The 18,192-nt window shown below is 41.7% G+C and carries 15 protein-coding genes; 1 reads left to right on the top strand and 14 read right to left on the bottom strand.

Going from position 1 to position 18,192, the window contains the following annotated elements; genetic code table 11:
- Positions 1-3: 3 nt before the first annotated feature.
- From CEF13_RS04395 to CEF13_RS04355, 9 genes are all read right to left on the bottom strand, one after another.
- Positions 4-2,805, bottom strand: a complete 2,802-nt coding sequence (locus tag CEF13_RS04395) for a glycoside hydrolase family 2 TIM barrel-domain containing protein (protein ID WP_102709599.1) — start codon at positions 2,803-2,805, stop codon at positions 4-6.
- Between the two features lie 54 nt (positions 2,806-2,859).
- Positions 2,860-3,891, bottom strand: coding sequence for a glycoside hydrolase family protein (locus CEF13_RS04390; RefSeq protein WP_102709598.1), 1,032 nt, complete (start codon positions 3,889-3,891; stop codon positions 2,860-2,862).
- Positions 3,892-4,053: 162 nt separating this feature from the next.
- Complete coding sequence (locus CEF13_RS04385) at positions 4,054-4,257, bottom strand: twin-arginine translocase TatA/TatE family subunit (RefSeq protein WP_102709597.1); 204 nt, start codon at positions 4,255-4,257, stop codon at positions 4,054-4,056.
- Between the two features lie 19 nt (positions 4,258-4,276).
- Positions 4,277-5,008: a twin-arginine translocase subunit TatC gene (tatC, locus tag CEF13_RS04380; protein ID WP_102716205.1), complete on the bottom strand. Its 732-nt coding sequence runs from the start codon at positions 5,006-5,008 to the stop codon at positions 4,277-4,279.
- Positions 5,009-5,265: 257 nt separating this feature from the next.
- Positions 5,266-5,919 carry a M48 family metallopeptidase gene (locus CEF13_RS04375; RefSeq protein ID WP_102716204.1) on the bottom strand — a complete coding sequence of 218 codons (654 nt, stop codon included), beginning with the start codon at positions 5,917-5,919 and terminating at the stop codon, positions 5,266-5,268.
- A gap of 34 nt (positions 5,920-5,953) precedes the next feature.
- Entirely contained in the window at positions 5,954-6,322 is a 369-nt protein-coding gene (locus tag CEF13_RS04370; protein WP_102709596.1) for a response regulator, read from the bottom strand.
- Positions 6,319-8,064, bottom strand: coding sequence for a hybrid sensor histidine kinase/response regulator (locus CEF13_RS04365; RefSeq protein ID WP_102709595.1), 1,746 nt, complete (start codon positions 8,062-8,064; stop codon positions 6,319-6,321). The genes CEF13_RS04370 and CEF13_RS04365 overlap by 4 nt, the downstream gene beginning before the upstream one ends.
- A gap of 6 nt (positions 8,065-8,070) precedes the next feature.
- Positions 8,071-8,610, bottom strand: a complete 540-nt coding sequence (locus CEF13_RS04360; RefSeq protein WP_102716203.1) for a heme NO-binding domain-containing protein — start codon at positions 8,608-8,610, stop codon at positions 8,071-8,073.
- 26 nt (positions 8,611-8,636) lie between these two features.
- A complete protein-coding gene (locus tag CEF13_RS04355) occupies positions 8,637-9,662 on the bottom strand; it encodes a response regulator (RefSeq protein WP_244917042.1) in 1,026 nt (341 codons plus the stop codon).
- A gap of 426 nt (positions 9,663-10,088) precedes the next feature.
- Between CEF13_RS04355 and CEF13_RS04350 the strand changes: the two genes are divergently transcribed.
- Positions 10,089-10,514 carry an exosporium protein C gene (locus CEF13_RS04350; protein WP_102709593.1) on the top strand — a complete coding sequence of 142 codons (426 nt, stop codon included), beginning with the start codon at positions 10,089-10,091 and terminating at the stop codon, positions 10,512-10,514.
- 92 nt (positions 10,515-10,606) lie between these two features.
- Here CEF13_RS04350 and CEF13_RS04345 read toward each other — a convergent pair whose 3' ends face one another.
- The 5 genes from CEF13_RS04345 to CEF13_RS04325 form a co-directional block, all read right to left on the bottom strand.
- Positions 10,607-11,077 carry a DUF1097 domain-containing protein gene (locus CEF13_RS04345; protein ID WP_166742857.1) on the bottom strand — a complete coding sequence of 157 codons (471 nt, stop codon included), beginning with the start codon at positions 11,075-11,077 and terminating at the stop codon, positions 10,607-10,609.
- 404 nt (positions 11,078-11,481) lie between these two features.
- Positions 11,482-12,672, bottom strand: a complete 1,191-nt coding sequence (locus tag CEF13_RS04340; RefSeq protein WP_102709591.1) for a HupE/UreJ family protein — start codon at positions 12,670-12,672, stop codon at positions 11,482-11,484.
- A 172-nt stretch (positions 12,673-12,844) separates the two neighbouring features.
- Positions 12,845-14,524, bottom strand: coding sequence for an S-layer homology domain-containing protein (locus CEF13_RS04335; protein ID WP_102709590.1), 1,680 nt, complete (start codon positions 14,522-14,524; stop codon positions 12,845-12,847).
- A gap of 74 nt (positions 14,525-14,598) precedes the next feature.
- Positions 14,599-16,941, bottom strand: a complete 2,343-nt coding sequence (locus CEF13_RS04330; protein WP_102709589.1) for a metallophosphoesterase — start codon at positions 16,939-16,941, stop codon at positions 14,599-14,601.
- A gap of 138 nt (positions 16,942-17,079) precedes the next feature.
- Positions 17,080-18,159, bottom strand: coding sequence for a HupE/UreJ family protein (locus tag CEF13_RS04325; protein WP_243864672.1), 1,080 nt, complete (start codon positions 18,157-18,159; stop codon positions 17,080-17,082).
- Positions 18,160-18,192 lie beyond the last annotated feature (33 nt).

Genomic DNA, 18,192 nt, shown 5'->3' with positions numbered 1-18,192 from the left:
TTATTACAGAAGCGCTTTAAGTTCAGAAACACTCATTGCAGCCTTTGGATCAAATTCCTCAGATTTCATATAGCTGATAATGCTGGATAAGAACTGCTTTCCTTCCGGCATATCGATCACTTTATCAAAGTCGCAAGCGCAAACGAGCAGCTTTCCTTGGGCAACCTGACATTCAAACATCATGCCCAGCTTATGATTTCGTTCGAAATTGTCAATGGTCTGAACGATCGGGCTAAATTCCTTCGGTGTTCCATCCAGTATAATGGAACGTGAGTTGGATACGATATTCCACCATTGATAGGTTGAATATTGCTCGCTCGGAAAGTGTTTGAGCACGGGATGATTAGCATCTATGAGCAGCCCCATTGTACCTACTGGCACTTCCTTATTCATACTCTCCGAGATGGACCGGAACATAGGGTAGCACCAGAAGTCCGTACAATAAAAGCCTTCAATCGATCTGTCTAAACGATCGAGCTTCGGAATAAGCAATACATTTTCTCCGTTTTCCAGCAAAGAAACTGCTTCTTCCGATAAGCTGTCTACTATATGTAAACCTGTTTTGTTAATCGTAATATCTTTTGGATACACCCATACGTCATAGCTGTTTTCAACATCCATGCCCTCGATTTGAATTGCGAGCGTCAGTTTTTTCATAGCGGATACGTCTGGCATTTTTACATGAATATCACATATATCAATATAATTGTTGCCCTCTATGTTCGCTGCGATAGCCTCTCCATTCGCATATACCGTTTGACTATCTTTTAATTCCCATAACAGCTTCATGCCTGGCAGCGGGATATTTCTGTAATAGCTTAATTCGACATGTGCATGAAAGCTTTCTTCTGCCACATAATTATATTTCTCAAACCTAGCCATGAGGACGGCATCCGAGCAAAAGCTGCGCCATTTCTCTTCTGTTACGATACCTTTGGAATCCATAAACGCATCTAATACGCCAACTAAAGCCGTTCCCTGGCCACTGAAATCCTGCAAATCTAATATTTGAAATCCTCCGAGCTTTCTCGAACGGAAAGCAGCTTCCAACTCTTCTTTGTAGCTGGCAACGGCAAGCTCGCCAGAACATTTGAAATATTTCTCTGCTAGATGGCTCAGCCCTTTTTCTTCAAGACGCTGTTTAAACACTTCGAAGTTTTTCGCTTTTAACGAACCTTTATATTTTTTGATTTCATTGAAATCCGGATACGTTTGATATTGGCCAATTTCATGCGAGATGACCGGAACATCCGGAATGATTTGATCATCATGACCCGTTGTTTCCACCGTTTTCGCTTCTGTCCCGAACTGAATTTCAATCGTGCCGCTCGTATGCGAGAGTGACTCGTCGCCAGCCTCAGCTAATGATGGAACAATATGTTCATCATAGTCTTTCATCGTACTTGGCATATCGGTTTGCACATGACCAAGCGGGGCATCACACATCGCGTAGGAGCCTCTTATAAGACGATCCTTTGAGAAACGAACGCCACAGAAGAAATCATCATGCTCCAAAATATCCGGATAAAACTGAAAATTATTACAGCCCTGCGCATACAGATGACGGCTATCAAACTGTTTGTACGCTTTTAGAACGGCATCTAAACCTGTCTTGCTTCCCCAGAGCTCATTGCCAAGTGACATCATGACAAACGAAGGATGATTGCCGAACGCTTTCAGCATAGCGAAGCCCTCGTTAATAATGAATTGTTGTTCAGCCGGGTTATGATTCGGATCTGTTTCATCTGTAAAAGTTCCCCAGAATGGCAGCTCCGGCTGCATGTATATGCCAAGCATATCAGCAGCAATAAAAGCAGCTTCCGGTGGACAGCAGGTATGGAAACGATAATGATTGATGCCATACGATTTCGACGTTTGCATGACCGTCAGCCACTCTTCAACCGTTGTTGGAGCAAAGCCGGTAAGCGGGAAGATCAACCCATCATGCTTGCCGCGAAGGAAGGTTTTGCTGCCGTTTATCGTAAACTTAAGTCCCTCTGCCTTAAACTCGCGCAAGCCAAACACGGCCTCATGAGTATCAACCATTGAGCCATCGATCGTCAGGCTCAAGCTCAGCTTGTACAAATTCGGTTCATACTCACACCAAAGTAAAGCGCTTTTGCCTAACGAATAATGAATAGCAATTTCATTTGAATCAAAGCTATATTGCTTTTCTTCTGCTAGATGCTCCGTTTTGCCGTTAAAGCTTGCTGCCGATACGGATAATTTGCCACTGTCAGCGCCAACAGCTTTAGCTTTAATGAAAACAGATTTTTGTTCCAGATTCGGGTAAACTTGAACATCCGTTAAATACGCCTTATTAAACACCTGAAGCTCCATTTTCCCTGTAATGCCATTCCAGTTTGTCTGGGTATCGGGCGATGTTAAATGGCCACCTCTTGTTGGATAGCTTGTATTATCGACGCGTATCGTTACGGTATGCTTGCCCCTTGTTAGACAGCTGGTGACATCATAGACATGAGGAGTATTAAGACTGTTCTGTGTTCCCACTTCTTTATCATCGATCCAAACTGTCGTTACTCTGGTTCTTTCTAGATATAGAAAAAAGTTTTTACCGGACATCTCATCCGCAATATCAATCTCTCTGGAAAACCAGGCGTATCCTTCAAATTTATATTCATCGGTCAAACAGCCGAGCTCTATATTTTCGTTTTTCTTGCCTTTTTGAGCATGCGAGGTTGTACCTGGCAGTGAAATTACATCGTTGAAAGGAAGCTGTAAACCTCGCTTCTCTTCGTCCAATTGAAGCTTCCAAGCCCCACTTAAATCGATCATTGCAAACATAGCTACCATTCCTTTTTCGTCTTAAATGATTTGATTAGTATAATAAGGTCACTGCTAGGTCGAAAGGGGAATGACCATATTCCAGGTGTGATCAAACTGCCAAGCTCTTTCCCCTGAGCCGGTAGCTGCAAACAAATGCGTAGGTTTGCCATTCTGAAAAAGTAAATTAGGTCTTTCAAGATTGCACATTTCAGTTTGAGTTCCGTCATCCCACTTAACCGTCCGTGAATAGGCTTTCGGGCTCGGGTGAATATTCCAATGGATGCAATCTTCGCTGGTTGCGTAAACGCCGGCACCCCATTCACCAGTTAGTCCGCTGCAATCATTCTTGAAATCGTCCTTCATTAAGAGATGAAAAACCCCGTCGGCATGCCATAGATAAGGATCCTCAACATGTAAGTTTGGATCGGTGAAATTCAAGATCGGATCATCTGTCAATCGCCGGAAAGGTCCTTCAGGATGATCAGCGACAGCAACACCCAATTGAAGCGTGGAACCGGAATATTCTCTTGATTTGTAAATCATGTAGGTGGTCCCATCCTCTAATATGGCAACCGCAGGATTGGTGGTTATCGTACAATCCCATTTCCCCAGTCGCGGCTCTAACAATGGAGTGTCCCTTCTTCTCCAAGGTCCAAACACAGATTGCGACACAGCTAGGCCGATTCTCTTATTATTCCAAACCTCAGTGCCTCGTTCAGAAGTGATCGAATCGCCATCGCCCGGACCTGGTATTGGTCCGCCATAGGTGGTTCCCATATAGTACAGATAATAAGTGCCGTTCCAATACTTGATGTGAGGATTATGCTGGTTCATACCGTCGAAATAGGTTCGTTCACGTCTTCCGAGTACCGTTTCTTCGTACTGATAAGGACCTTCAGGCGTTGCACTGGAAGCCCTTACAATTTCACAATTGAACAACCAGTTTAATCCAAATCCCAACTCTTTCCTCCAGCGGGATGCGAATAAATGATACCGTCCGTCTTCCCCTTGCACGCAGGACCCGCACCAAATATAATAGTCTTCCTCGCGGTATCCACCTTTTATTGGCGCGGGCATCAATCGATCAAATATTGGATTTTCCATATATTATCAACCCCCATATTGATTTGTATTTTATCCTTTAAAGGGATCTATCACAATACCTTTCCGCAAATATCTTTGCAAAAAAATAGAATAAAACATTTAATCGTGGAAACACAAAAAAGCCACCCCCGTAACGATACGGGGATGGCTCTCTCATATACTCTAAAGAAGCTTTTTCAAGTCTTCCTTAGTCTCTGCAGCTGGGCTGCTTGGATCTTCTTCTACAATGCCGCGCGTCGAGCTGCGGAACTCGCGCAGCGTATCACCGAAAGCCCTGCCAAGCAGCGGCAGCTTGGCTGGTCCGAACACGATAAGCGCGATAAACAAAATAATAATTAACCCTGAAACTCCGATGTTGTTGAACATGTGCCAATCTCCTTTATAGTCAAGTAGGGTTAGGTACTGCAGTCAGCCGTTTGGCATACCGGTAAGAAATGAGCACACTGATCTCAAAGAGCAGGATCAGCGGAACCGTCACGGACAGATGCGAGACGAAGTCCGGAGGGGATATACAAGACCCAACGATTGCTAATCCAACATAGGCATATTTCCGCGAAGATTTCAGGCGCTGGGTAGTAAGCAGACCGATCTTCGTAAGAAACAGGATGATGAGCGGCATCTCGAAGGCTACGCCCAGCGGGAATACGACACTGAACAGAAAGGAGAAATATCTGTCGATACCGTATGTCTCGACTGCGCCTACGTTATGATTCATCTCAATCATGAACCTGAGCATCATCGGAAATACAAGAAAGTAGCTGAAGGATACACCTATTAGAAACAGAATGAAGGATACAGGCACGTAGGCCAGCGTTCCTTTGGCTTCAGTTTCCGTTAAGCCCGGCCTTACAAATGCCCATGTTTGATAAAGCAATACAGGCAGCGTGAACAGAATGGCGAACAAGAAAGCACAGCGCAAATAGATGAACAAGCCATCAGTGAACGAGAAGACGTTCCATTCTACCGATTGAGCAGTCAGCCCTGACTTGATGTAGCGCAGTATGCTCGGGGACAAATAAAGCCCTCCGCTCATAGCGACTAAGAAACAACATATGACAATGAGCAGCCTTTTCCGCAGCTCAGTCAAGTGATTGACAAGATCCTCCTGAATATTCAACTTATCACCCCGCATCACATGCTTTCTTCAGTTAAATCTGCCATGACATTTCTTTAGAATAACCAATTAGCCTAACGTTATACGCTGCCTTCCTTTTCTGAAAATCTTTAGGAAAGTGTGCATATGTCGTGGGAATTTAGGGGAAAGTAACCGCAAAGTTCTGGGAGCTTATAGGGTGCTCGAGCATTTGCTTGATCACGGAGAACGTGAAATAGTCCCAGCTTTTATCAAGCTGGAACTCTGAAGAAAGTTTTATTTTATAGCGTCATAGCCTGCCCGTACCTCGCCAGAAACTCTTCCTTTTCTTTATAATCCGGCATAATACTTCCGACGCGTCTCCAAAATGATCGATCATGATTCATATGAAGCAGATGGCATAGCTCATGAATGATAACATAATCAATCACTTCAATTGGTGCCATAGCTAGACGATAATTAAAGGTTAGCTTTTTGGTCGAGCTGCAGCTTCCCCACTTCGTTCTAGACTCCTCTATTTCAATAGCTTTGGGCTTTACTTTCAGCTGTGTTTGATATATTTTTATTCGTTCGCCGACAACCTTCTTACAGCTTGAGAAATAGAACTTCTTGAGATTAAATTTGAGCTCTTCTTCATTTAACCCTTCCGTTTCGATTAATTCATGAAGAAAATACTCTTTGCCAAGATGAAGGAACTTTCCCTTATCCTGATACTCTTTTGTCTTCGGGACTGCTCGAATCTTCGCTATCTTATCTAATTTCTCCAGAATCCCTTTTCCATGCTGTTCAACAGCGCTTTTAATAATCTCGTCACTTGTATGATTCGGGGCCTTAACGGTGATATGGCCTATCGAATCCATTTGAATTGAAATTTTCTTTCTATTCCCATATTGAACATTAAACTCGATCGTGCTGTTTTCAAAATCAATTCTCATAACCACCATCGTCTCTATATCATTAAAAGCGAGATCAATCCTCTTTCAAATATTTACAAATTTTATCCAGCAGCCTGTTAAATTCAACGGGCTTCGTATCGAAATCATCGCATCCCGCTTGAAATGCTTTCTCCCGATCACTTGACATGGCATGTGCAGTTAAAGCAATAACAGGTATATGCTTCGTAATATCCGATTGTTTCAACAATCGTGTTGCATCCCAGCCATCCACCACGGGCAAGCTCATATCCATCAGAATGAGATCTGGGGCCTCCGACGCCGCCATATCTATGCCCTGCTGTCCATTAGCCGCGATAACGACTTGATAACCCTTGCGCAGCAAGCGGCGCGACAACATATCCCGGTTCATCTCATTATCTTCAACTAATAATATCTTACTCATCTTTCCGTTCCCTCATTTATAGAATCGATCGATTTATTCCGTTTGGACTGCTCAACGTTTGAAAAGTCGATTAACTGACGAACTTCATCCATTAAGGCTTCGCGATTCAGATTCCCTTTTTGGACAATATTTTTTACAAATCCGTTCAACCGAAGCCTATCCTCTTCCGTAATATTTTTCGCGGTAACGACCACGATGGGGATCGAGCACCATTCTTCTCGTTTCCGCAGCTCTGTAACAAATTCAAATCCGTCCATCTTCGGCATCATTAAATCGAGTAGAATCATTTGCGGCTTCGCTCGATTCACACACTGCAGAGCGTGCTGCCCATTGCTGGCTCGCGTAACTCGATATCCTTCTTTTTCAAGCATTTTGGTCATCATTTGACTGGTCGGAATATCATCCTCAATAACCAATACGGAATGGGTTTGCTGCTCATGTATATACTTGTCCAATACGGCTAACAATTTGTCCCGATAAATAGGTTTGGTCAGAAATTCTGACGCTCCGAGCGCATAACCTAAATTTTTATCGTCCGTCATAGAAATCATCACAACAGGAATGCTTGCCAGCTCTGGATCGTTCTTGATCGTCGTCAGTACGTTCCATCCATCCATTCCCGGCATCAATACATCTAAGGAGATGATGGCGGGATTTAATTCCTTCGCCATTCGAATACCTTCTTGTCCGTCTCTGGCAACGGCCACTGTCCATTCTTCTTTCCCTAGATAATGATACATTAACTGGTGCATATCCGAATCATCATCAATAACAAGCACCGTGCGAGATCCCTTTGACTTCATAACGATAGGTTCATCCGTCGGCAACTCATTTCTTATAGAAGATGAGTTCTCTAGCTGTGGAAGCCAGACGGAGAACGTCGCACCCTTGCCATATTCACTGCTGACGCTAATTTTACCGCCCATGATTTGGCACAGCTTCTGGCTAATAGCCAAGCCTAGTCCAGTACCGCCATATTTCCTTGTCGTTGATGAATCCGCCTGCTTGAAGGATTGAAACAGCTGGCTGATTTGTTCCTCAGTCATGCCGATTCCGGTATCTTGAATACGAAACTCAACCCCATGTTTGCCCTCTTGAACAACATTGGAAGCTGAGAACCATATCGTTCCTTCTTTGGTGAACTTACTTGCGTTGCTGAGCACATTAACAAGAATCTGCCTGAGCTTCGTGTGATCTGTGTTTATATACCCTTCGGGAATATCAACTTCAACACGGTTCTTGTTCGCCTCAGTCAGTGGATAAACGGTTGTTACAACTTCATGGATCATATGAGGAATATCGCATATTTCCAAATAAAGCTCCATTTTACCCGCTTCAATCTTGGACAGATCAAGAATATCGTTAATAAGCACCAACAGATGCTTGCCTGCCGTATTAATTTTATCCAGATCGGAGGCAAAGCTTTCTTCACCCAGCTCGTCAGCCTCTTCTTTCAGCATTTCACTATAACCAATGATGGCATTAAGCGGGGTTCGGAGCTCGTGGCTCATATTAGCCAAAAATTGGCTTTTAATTTGATTGGCTTCAACCGCTTCATCACGTGCTTTAGACAGCTCTATCGTACGTTCCTTAACTAATTCCTCTAGCTGATCATTTAATTGACGCAAATCTTGATTCACATAATAGATTTCTCGGGTTTTTTGCTCCGCAATTTGCTCGGCTGCTTTACGGGCCTTTTTCTCCCGCTCAAGCTGTCTTCGAAGAACTTCAATGTCGTCCATCGGCAATCACCCCACTATTGTTAATTCGAAACGAGTAGCATTGCCATCGGACAGATCTTGACGCTTAACGTCAATCTTCTCGCCGTAATGGTTAATGCTGCCGATAATAAGACCTTCTGCTAGATCAGCGAACGGTCTGGAAGAACGATAGGTCATAATAAGAGTTCCCGGTATTGAAGTTTCATAATGAAAAGCAGGCAGCTCTGCATCAGGATACAGCTTGCGTACTTCTACATGAATGTAACTATCTACTTTTTGCAAAAATTCAAATACAGAACTATTTTCTTCCAAAAAGTAAGCATGCATTTCTAATAGCTGACTAAAAAGATATTCCCCAAATGTTCGAACGAGATCGGCAACCGGTATGCTTGTCCGTTCGCTAAGCTGTACAACCAGCTTAATCATTTCATTATGATCATAGGTTCCAACTGTTGTGTAGCTGCCTCCCGATGGTAAATCAGACGCCTCAATAATTTCATCTGCTAAATTAAGAGAAAACTTGTTTTCTACCATTTCTAGAAATGCTGTAAATATCATTCCCTTCATATCCAACACCATCCGATTCTCATTATTTAATGAATACTATCGCTTTGTACTACAGTCATAAATGCTTTGACTACTTGCGGATCGAAATGGGCTCCATTCTGCTTCTCGATTTCTTCCAGAGCTTCTTCCTTGGTCCAAGCCCTTTTGTAAGGACGCTCATGTGTCAGCGCATCGAAGAAATCGGCTATCGCAACAATTCGGCCAGGCAGTGGAATGTCATCCCCGCTTAACCCATTTGGGTATCCTGTCCCATCCCATTTCTCATGATGAGTGAGCGCTATCGTCTTCGCCCATTGCAGGACGGGAAACAGGCTGCCTTCGAGAATATTAGCCCCGATCCGCGTATGCAATTTCATCTGCTCGAACTCTTCTGGCGTAAATCTCCCTGGCTTCAGCAGCAGCCCATCAGGTATTCCAATTTTCCCTATATCATGCAAAGGAGTTGCTAGCACGATGAGATTTACTTCATGCTCGGATAATCCTAGGACAGAGGCGATTTTCCCAGCCATCTGCGCTACCCGCTGCGTATGCTGTCCCGTCTCATCATCGCGGTATTCCGAGGTGCGTCCCAGCACTTGAAGAATCTCAGACTTGGCCTGCTTCAGCTCATTCGTGCGCTCCCGCACCCGTTGCTCCAAATGCTGGTTTTGATCATGGAGCTGCAAATGATAAAATCTCGTTCTCAGTAAATTTTGAATACGCAGCATCACTTCAATTCGGTCAAAAGGCTTCGTAAGGAAATCATTGGCACCCTCATGAAGCGCTCTTTGTTTCGATTCCTGCATAACATCTGCTGTGAGAACGAGAACCGGAAGGTAGTCCCCTTCCTTCTTCAATCTCTTAAGGTGATTTAACGCTGCAAATCCGTCCATTTCCGGCATGTGTAAATCCAATAATATAATATCGGGTTGAAACTCATGATACAGTGCCTCTAGCTGCTGGGGCTCTGTAGTGCTTGATATATTGCTATAACCCGCACGGCGTAATATTCGTTCTAAAAGACTAACATTGTATTCTTGATCATCTACAATTAGAAATCTTGCATTTTTCATCCACAGCTCATCCATCATTCTGCCTCATTCTACCTATATATGTATTCATTCTACTTCTATTAAAGCGTTGCTTCTTTCTACAGAGTTCGACAAATTACTAAAAAAATCCTTTTCCTTTCACAAATCTTTATAGGGTATAAGGATCTCATGCGTTGCCTATGTCAAGCCAACAAAAAAAGCCCAGCAATTTCTCTGCCGGAGCTTAAATAGTTCTTATATATCAGTAAAACACGTTGTTTAGGAGCAAAAAGCTATCGATTATGATAGCTTTTCCCTTTTCCAATTCGTTAGATAACTCACGCCTCTTTCAGAGAGGTAACCCCATCAAGTCTGATTGCGGAGTCCGCTAGATTATAGTCGATTAGTCCAATCATTCTATTAATCTCTTACATATCTTGGAGTATCACACTAGAGGAGTTGATATTTTTGGTACGTATCCTTGATAAAGCGGCCGTCCAGCCGCGTCGAAGCTTCAACCTGGCCAAATCGTTTACGATTCAACGTTCCCCATCAAGATCTGGCATAGCTGCAATCGCAATACGGATTCCAGTGAATTCTCAACCGAATCGGGTAGATTTGGTCGCATCCGTTGGTGTCAGAGGTGTCACAGGCATTGGGCAAATCCGCTTTAGAATCTTCCGTGGTGGAAAAGAAATTTTCAACACACAGCAAGGTATCGAATCTACGGGTTCAGAACAAAATTATATAATTACCTTCCAAGCTGAAGATAGAAATGTAAGAGCAGGAACCCATGCTTACACAGTCACAGCAGAAAACCTTACTGCAAATACAAGAGTGGATGTTGTAGGACCTATATCGTTTAGCGGGCTAGCTGTTAAAACCAGAAACTAATTACCCGCCCCTTATCCTTAAGGGCATCAAACAAGCGGGGGACATTAGTCCCCCGCCCATTTATGAAACACTGTACTTAAGAAAGCTATCGATTATGATAGCTTTTCCCTTTTCCAATTCGTTAAATAACTCACGCCTCTTTCTGAGATGTATCCGAATAATGCACCAAAAATCAGTCCTGATATGCTGCCGCTAAAATTAAAGCCTGTTGCGAAAAAAGTGGAGCATCCGATAAATGCGCCAGGAATAAACCCAAGCCATTTCCATCGAGACTGCAAACACATGCCAGCTGCTCCGAGTGCTACAGCTATACCCATGCCTAAATTATCGCCGGAGAACGAGGAAAATAAAGTCGTCATCTTCATCATGAGATATCCCCATATTACACCGCTGAAATTTGTAACTAAGGTCATTTTCAAACCTTTGGATTTGCCGCCGGCAGCAAAAAAAGACGACCACGCAAAAAAACCAACGAATGTAATAAGTTCAAACGTCAAACTAAAAGATGCCCAAATGCCAGAAAATATCCCTGTACTAACCGCTATTGCTAAAAACAGTCTCATGATGTATCCCCCTAGGTGTGAGTAAATATGTACATATATGTACATGACGAATAAAGCGAAGCAGGAATTTCACTTCACCCAAGTTTTGGTATCGGCATGGAGAATTAGGCACCTCAATTAACCCAGACATAAACCAACAAACTACTTACAGTTAGTAACGCAGACATACAGTTCTAATGAATATCTAGTCGTATAGGTCGCCACATCACCAGCACCATAGTTTAACACATCCTTGTTGGTTATGCACTCGGTTCGCTGGCTAGTTGTCCTTCCAATTTATTCATATTGGATCCCTTTCGAAATTCATTCGCGAAACGGTATATAAAAAAGCATTGGTCTGGAGTATAGATGCCATCCACCAATGCTTTTTTTAATAGAATCGAGAGTACGTCAATAATAGCATTTTATGCCGACATAATAATGATACGATCTATCAACCAATATGCCCCTAGTATCAAGGCGATTGCTGATCCAACAATAACTGCGCGTCTTAAAAATTTCCAACGATGCAGCATGATCAGCGGAAGCAGCAACAGTGCAACCAACGCTACTTGAATCGTTTCAATACCAAGATTAAAACTAATTAAGTCTGTTGCCAGTTCACTTCTTGGAATATCCATTTCTTTCAAAATGTCAGCAAAGCCCATACCATGAATTAATCCGAACAAAAAGGTTAATACCCACCGATAGCTAACATCTTTACGCACTATATTTTCAACGGCTACATAGCAAATACTAAGCGCAATTGCTGGTTCTACAAACCACGCAGGTATATTAATAATACCGAGCACTGTTAATGTCAAAGTTATACTGTGAGCGATCGTAAACGCAGTTATCATTTTTGCATACTGCTTAAACGTTTGTCTTGCAATAAGCAGCGAGAACAAAAATAACAGATGGTCATAACCACCCAAAATGTGACCCATGCCTAACGTAAAGAAAGAAAACCAACCTGAAATATGCCCTAAACCATCTGAACTTTCCGTACCGCCAGATTCAGTACTATTACTATTCGGCTGCGATTGCAGATCCTGACGGAGAGCAGCATAATCACTTTCTGTTAGTTGCATCGACCATACGCGGTACTTCCCCGACAGGGCAGATGTACTGTTTTGTGTACCGTAATTGATTTTAACTAAATCAACATAATTTGCAGTATTTTTATCAATTAAGTAGAGATTGTCTGTTAATGAAATTGACTGAGAAGCCAGTACAGGAGGAAAGGTGATATTTAGGATCACCTTCGTGGCGTCTCCTTCACGTTTCAATGTAAAGCTTTCAATTTGGGACCATTCCTGAGGCACGTTATCAATTTCTAATTGAATATCTTTCTTTAACAATTCCAAAATCCGGTCCTTCACCGCATCGAACTCTTCCGGTTCCAGCATACTATTCTTATTCACATCGCCATCCGTCAGTTCTATGACAGAGAGCTCATCAAGTGTATATGTCATTCCAATGTTGGCTTTCGTTAGAGTTAACGTTGTATAGCTGGCGCTGTAAGCATGTGCATCTACTTTTCCAATAGGGATAAGAAGAAGCGCTAGAATAGACAATAGGATGGAAGCTCGAATTGTAGCTTTAACACGAACCATGATTTCTCTCCTTATTATTGAAAGAGGATGCAATATAAAGTACCATCCTGTAATTCAAATATTTTTATTGTGCAACCTAAATTAAAGAGGCTATCCCAAACTAGCTTAGCAGTATGGTCAAGTTAGTTTGGAATGCCTTAGTGTATTGAAACTCTTCGTTATATTCCTACACCTAGTACAAGCGAGTAAAGATTGCATACAGAACTTTAGCCGCTTCATCACGTTTTAAGTTATCCAGCGGTCTGAGCTTGCCGTTGCTGCCATTGATAATACCAGCCGCTACGAGCTTTGCTGTGCTATCAGTTGCATAAGAAGCAACCTGCTTCGCATCGTTGAATGCAGATAGAGATGCTTTCTCCGAAAGCGGTTTGCCTGCAATTGTAAGTGCGCGATCAATGAGTGTAATCATTTCCTGTCTTGTGATCTGCGATTTAGGGTTAAACTTGTTGTCGCCAGATCCGTTAACGAGGCCAACTGCTTTGGCTGTCATTACTGATTCATAGTAATAAGCCGTGGATGGAATGTCGCTGAAATCATTTCCTTGTTTCTGTGCTTTAAGTCCAAGAACACCAACAAGCAGTTTTGTGAAATCAGCTCTTGTAATGTTCGCCGCAGGAGAGAAAGTCGTTGCAGTCGTACCATTAATGATGTCGCGAATGGCAAGCGCTTCAATCTCGTTCTTCGCCCATGAAGTTTGAATGTCAGCAAAGCTTTTCTGAGCAAAAACTATACCATAGTTGCTAAAATGGTTCGTTGCGAAATTAATGCTATGGCTTTGAGCGTTATAAATACTGTTTGCTACAGCATAAAGCTTACCGTTATCGTCAATATAATGAACAGTCAATTTATTAGTGTTCTTTGCTTCATCCGCTGTTGGAGTGTAAGGAATAGATACAGTTACCGCTACATCATCATTATTCCAAGCAATAGATTTTCCATCAACTAAGAAATGAATATCAAAAACGGGATGGCTGCCAACCTGTGACTGAACATCCTTCGATAAGAGGGACAAATTCTGCTTTTTCACAATTAAAGTAAGCGTACTAGCATTAGCTGCTTGTTCCTTTGTCAATACATTTGACGGAAGGTTGAATGTTCCGAATGGCGTAATGATATTAACAATACGCTGCTCTGGCGTATTGAGAAGGAAGTAAGGCAATTGAATAGCAATTTCATCATTGTCGTCTGCCAGTACCTTAGTTGCATCAATTGTAATAACTTTGACATTGTTCTTATCTGTTTTGGCTTTCTCTAGTGCACTTAAGGCATCTTGGCTGTCAACAACATAAGAACCGCTGTTTTTATCCGCAGGAGGTTTGGTATCAGAACCACCGCCTGGACCTGGGTCTGGGTTACCACCTGCAGTGCGAGTTACTTGCAAAACTTTATTGGGTTTCGCAGATTCTGTGCTTACAAAGCCATCCGCTGTAATTGTTGTAACATTCGTTTCAACTAGAGTTACTTTAGCCGGGGAATCGCCCGTATATGTGAAAGTTATTGTACAAACATTTATTTTTCCATTGTATTTATTTGCTTTATCATAAAAACCAAAATAATTTACGCCATGGCTTTCTAATGGGCCTATATGAGAACTAGAAATGGCATTGCTATATTGTATTTTATCTTTTTGAATGGTTACGCCTTCCAAAAGAAGACCGAATTCTGCGCTGCTAAAAGATGCGTTATTGTTTAAAATAATATCAACGGAAAATTCCTTGGCATTGCTGCCAACCGTAATGCTCGATTTGGAGAAGTCCACAGATTGAATATGTTGATCGGCTGACGCATAAACAGGCACCTGGAAGCTAAAGCAACAGATTATTAAGAGTGCGGTTAACCATTTAATTTTCATTAGATTAAACTCCCTTATTAGTAAGGAGCAGGAAAAGGCGCAAGGCCTTCTCCTGCTCCTTTACTTACTTTTTATTAGTGCATGATGTGGTACATGATTAATGTTAAGTCAGCGGTATCAATAACGCCGTCTTCGACAACGTCAGATCGTTTTGCTTTATTCCAATTTGGATCAGCAGAAGTAGTTCTGTAGCAATCAATAGCAAATGAAAGGTCGCCGACGTCTACTTTGCCGTCTTCGTTAACATCAACGAGGTTTTTATACGTACGAAGCATGATCGATGCCGCTTTTTCCTCCGTGTTGTTTAGAACTACTGTATTGATTCCTTTGGAAGCAGTTGTTACTTTGTCAAGCTTGATGTCAGCTTGCAGGAATTTATTAAACACACTGATTGGTTCCAAAGTCAGCTTCACTACATCCGTGTAGCCAACTGTTGAAATTGGTTTTGTAAAGCCAGCGATGAAACGTACAGAACCATTGTTATCATCGAATGATTGGATGTCATCGTCTTGGTTGATCAGCTCAAAAGCCGCTAATTTGAATTTTGTGTGGTCATAATGGAAAGTAGTGTCCAGTGCGTTTACATCATCAGCGTTGCTCAGTGCAATATAGAATTCTGCTTTTTTAGACAGTTCCGCAATTACCGTACTTTTTTTAACATAAACTTTAACATTTGGTTGATTAATAATCGTTACTGGAGCATTCCTCTCTTCTACATTGGAAACATTAACTCTATGTTTGTTTAAAGTAGTAAGATCAGATTTTGCAAGTTCTACACTTACTACTTCCGATTTTTGGACACCTACTCCTTCAAAAGTAAGCTTAATAACATCAGCATAATCCTGAGAGCGGATTGGAGTTGCAAGAGTAGCCTTGATGTTTACTTCTCCCGCTTTACTGCTGTCAACTACAAAGCTTCCAGTGTCTGGAGTTACCAATGCAGCATCTTTCAATTTCATTTTTGTGCTGTCGAAAGTAAATGTAGTATCCAGGTTTTTCACAGCATTAGCATTCTTGATTGCGTAGTAAACGCTAGCTTTATCATCCGCTTTTGCGTAAACCTTAGCGTCTTCTGGTTTTTTCACAACTTTGTATGAATCAATAAGAGTTAAGCTGTCGTCGGATTCGATTTCATACGTATCATAAGTAAACGTTGTTGGTGTTACGGTAACAGTAGAGAAAGACAGTTTGTTGTGCTGGATTCTTGATTCAGAATAATATTCAGCAATTGGTGCTAGAGCATAATATTTACTTCCGGTCGCAGAGTTCGCTGTAAAGTAGGATGTACCAGAAGGGTTGATATCATTTCCTTGGCCATCTTTAAATTGAGTTTGAACATCGTTGTTATACAAAGGGTACGATCTAGCATAAGAGTGGTCATGACCTGTGAAAACCAAATCAATGTCAAGCTCATCGATTACAGGCTGAAGATATATCCTTCTAGCTACCGAATCTGATGTAGAGTGGGCCGAACCAGCACCATAAATGTCATGATGCAGAGTAACGAATCTCCATTTGGCATCTGGATTAGCAGCGACAGTTTGTCTCATAAACACTGCATGGTCTGCAGTACTAGAACTATTTGAATTAATAACCATGTACAGAGCATCGCCATAAGTATACGAATAATCACCGTTGACAATTTTACCAGAAACGGTTTGACCGCCGAAAGTTGTCAAATTAGGAACATTAAAGTGGTACTCATAGTTAATACTCGTATCATGATTACCAACTGTTGTTGCTACTGGCAGATTTTTGAGTTGATCAGGACTTGTATAAAGATCATATTGGGCCTCAGATGTTGCTGTATCAACCTGGTCACCGGCAGACATAACGAAGTCGATGTTCGGGAAGTTATCTTTAGCTAGTTTCATTGTTCTTTTCCAGCCAATAGTATCCGTGTCTGCGTTACCGCTTGCACCAATTTGCGGGTCACCTACGTACATAAAAGTGTAGCTATCCGGATTTGGAGTTTTGTAATCGTAAGCTTCGCTCCAGTTTTCGTCTGTACCGTCTCCAAAACGGTAAACGTATTGCGTATCTGGCTCAAGATTTGTTGCCGTTACTTTATTGGAATTAAACCCAGTAACTGCTGGAGAAGAAGTGCCATCGAATGACAAAGCTTTATCAGTTGGAAAAATACCATCAACCACATCAGTTACTTTGGCCATTTGAACAACAGCGCCTACCGGATTAACAGAAGAGTACCAAGCGAAATTCAATTTGGATTCATCTGCACCTGGAGTAAGTGAAATGTCCTTTGCACTGTAAACGGCTTGTACATCAGCTGCAGCTTCTACTGAATTTGATCCTGCAACACTAAGAACGTTACCTGGCAGTAAAGATACTGCCAACATCGAAGTTAGGACCAACGTGCCAATCTTAGTGAATTGCCTTTTCTTAAATTTGATAAACATTGCGAAATCAACACCCCTTTTGAATAAAATGTTGCGAGCTCTTATCAAGCCCGACCCGTCAAATTATAGGGTTAATTTGTTAAATCCAATTGGGAATTACGTGATTTATTTGTAAACATTTACACATTTAACTTTGCATTAGAAAAATGCTCTTACAATGAACCATACTATGCCAAACAACAAAAGCGTTTTTAAGATCCAAGAAAATAAGTTCTTAACCTTTAATACGAAATGAAGAACGAGGTACAAGATTAATGCAATTATAGATACAGCGGCACCGATTCCGACAGTATAAGCCAGAACAGAGTATATTTTATGCCCTCCATCCGATTTCAACCCGGCCAAACCTTCGGCATATCCGAATCCGTAGAAGAAACCGAAACCCCCTGCTAGCCATAGATAGAGATTTTTTTTCTTGCTTAGTAAGGTATATAACGAGACTATGAAAATACTTAGTGCAATAATTGAATGAATAAAATGATCAGGCAAGTTTAATAGCTGTAAACCTGCCAAAATTAAAGTCAATGAATAAATTCCCAAAAAAACGAACAAAGCTGCTGCAAGCTGCTTGACGGATTTACGACCTATAATTAATAGAGCGATTAAAATAATAGATTCAAACAGTGTCAATACATGCTTAAGACCAAGCAGAAAAAAATGCTCCAACGTATAGGGTAAACTCATTTGTCCAATTCGAAGCTCATGAAGCTCAGAGACGAACACAGCATTTGCTTTTAAATCTCCGAGCGCTACATTAACATAATTGACATGATATGAATCACGTTCAAAAACCAAATTATAATCTAGTTCAAATTTTTGGGGACTATTTTCAACTGGATACTCAAGCACCGCTTCTGCAAATGGTTGGTTCTGATCCTCTTTGTCAACTTGACTCAGCTGCGTTAGTTTTCCTTTAAGCGGTAAATCATCAGCATATAATTCTATATTAGATAACAAGTACTTCTCTACAGGATCATGCGACTCTTTAACAAACCGATCGTACGCTTCAGAAGTTTTATCCCCTACATCTGGATTCTCCGGTGTTGCCTCTACCCTTATATCATACATATCAATTTGTATTACAAATTTAATTACATTGCCTTTGATCGAAATATCTGTAAAAGCTATGCTGTCATTATCATGAGCGGATGTAACGGATGGAAATAACCCCAATAAAAACACAAACATAATTGTCGAAAATATAAAAAGCCTGCCCATTCTCTTCACCATTTCTGCCTCCTAAATTAACTT

This window comes from Paenibacillus castaneae (genome assembly GCF_002884445.1).
Classification (GTDB): domain Bacteria; phylum Bacillota; class Bacilli; order Paenibacillales; family Paenibacillaceae; genus Pristimantibacillus; species Pristimantibacillus castaneae.
Note: the sequence above shows the minus strand (reverse complement) of the source record. Positions and strands in the feature narration are given on the sequence as shown.

Bases quoted from the DNA above. Each gene is read 5' to 3' on its own strand.
- CEF13_RS04385 (WP_102709597.1), bottom strand. From the start codon at position 4,257: ATGTTCAACAACATCGGAGTTTCAGGGTTAATTATTATTTTGTTTATC.
- CEF13_RS04345 (WP_166742857.1), bottom strand. From the start codon at position 11,077: ATGAGACTGTTTTTAGCAATAGCGGTTAGTACAGGGATATTTTCTGGC.
- CEF13_RS04335 (WP_102709590.1), bottom strand. From the start codon at position 14,524: ATGAAAATTAAATGGTTAACCGCACTCTTAATAATCTGTTGCTTTAGC.
- CEF13_RS04365 (WP_102709595.1), bottom strand. From the start codon at position 8,064: ATGGACGACATTGAAGTTCTTCGAAGACAGCTTGAGCGGGAGAAAAAG.
- CEF13_RS04375 (WP_102716204.1), bottom strand. From the start codon at position 5,919: ATGAGAATTGATTTTGAAAACAGCACGATCGAGTTTAATGTTCAATAT.
- CEF13_RS04360 (WP_102716203.1), bottom strand. From the start codon at position 8,610: ATGAAGGGAATGATATTTACAGCATTTCTAGAAATGGTAGAAAACAAG.
- CEF13_RS04390 (WP_102709598.1), bottom strand. From the start codon at position 3,891: ATGGAAAATCCAATATTTGATCGATTGATGCCCGCGCCAATAAAAGGT.
- CEF13_RS04370 (WP_102709596.1), bottom strand. From the start codon at position 6,322: ATGAGTAAGATATTATTAGTTGAAGATAATGAGATGAACCGGGATATG.
- CEF13_RS04395 (WP_102709599.1), bottom strand. From the start codon at position 2,805: ATGTTTGCAATGATCGATTTAAGTGGGGCTTGGAAGCTTCAATTGGAC.
- CEF13_RS04330 (WP_102709589.1), bottom strand. From the start codon at position 16,941: ATGTTTATCAAATTTAAGAAAAGGCAATTCACTAAGATTGGCACGTTG.
- CEF13_RS04355 (WP_244917042.1), bottom strand. From the start codon at position 9,662: ATGAAAAATGCAAGATTTCTAATTGTAGATGATCAAGAATACAATGTT.
- CEF13_RS04325 (WP_243864672.1), bottom strand. From the start codon at position 18,159: ATGGGCAGGCTTTTTATATTTTCGACAATTATGTTTGTGTTTTTATTG.
- CEF13_RS04340 (WP_102709591.1), bottom strand. From the start codon at position 12,672: ATGGTTCGTGTTAAAGCTACAATTCGAGCTTCCATCCTATTGTCTATT.